At 64.7% G+C, this 694-nt stretch carries 1 pseudogene; it reads left to right on the forward strand.

Annotation, left to right across the window (positions count from 1 at the left end):
• Positions 1 to 694, forward strand: a pseudogene (locus tag GTU76_RS29750) (RHS repeat domain-containing protein); the annotation flags it as partial.

A 694-nucleotide genomic window follows, 5' to 3' on the forward strand; every position in this document is an offset into this window, starting at 1 on the left:
ACTCGACTATCACTACGCCAAGGGCGGTGCACTGGCCGCCATCGACCTCAATGGCGCATCGCTGACCCGCCATGTCTACCAGTCGGGCCGCGAACAACAACGCCAGCAGGGGCTGCTGCTCAGCGAATATGCCTACGACGATCAGGGACGATTACTCGCCCACGCTGTAGGCCATCAGCACGATTCACTGTACCGCCGCGATTATGCCTACAGCGCCAACGGCAATCTGGCACACATCGCCGACAGCCGCCACGGCCAGCGCACCTACGGCTACGACGCCCTCGACCGCCTCATCCGCGTACGCCACTCACGCGACGAACTGCCGGAAAGCTTCGCCCACGACCCGGCCGGCAACCTGCTGATGCAGGACCGCCCCGGCCCGAGCCAGATCAAGGGCAACCGCCTGCTCATGCAGGGCGACCGCCACTACGACTACGACGCCTTCGGCAACCTGATTCGCGAACGCCGCGGCCGCGCGCAAACTCTCGTCACCGAATACCGCTACGACAGCCAGCACCGCCTGATCGGCCTGACCCGTCCCGACGGCCAGACCGCGTCTTACAAGTACGACGCCTTCGGCCGACGCATCCGCAAAACCGTCAACGGCGAGACCACCGAGTTCTTCTGGCAAGGCGACCACCTCGTCGCCGAAAGCAGCGAAAGCGAATACCGCAGCTACGTCTACGAACCCGGC

The organism is Pseudomonas crudilactis, assembly GCF_013433315.1.
Lineage (GTDB): Bacteria > Pseudomonadota > Gammaproteobacteria > Pseudomonadales > Pseudomonadaceae > Aquipseudomonas > Aquipseudomonas crudilactis.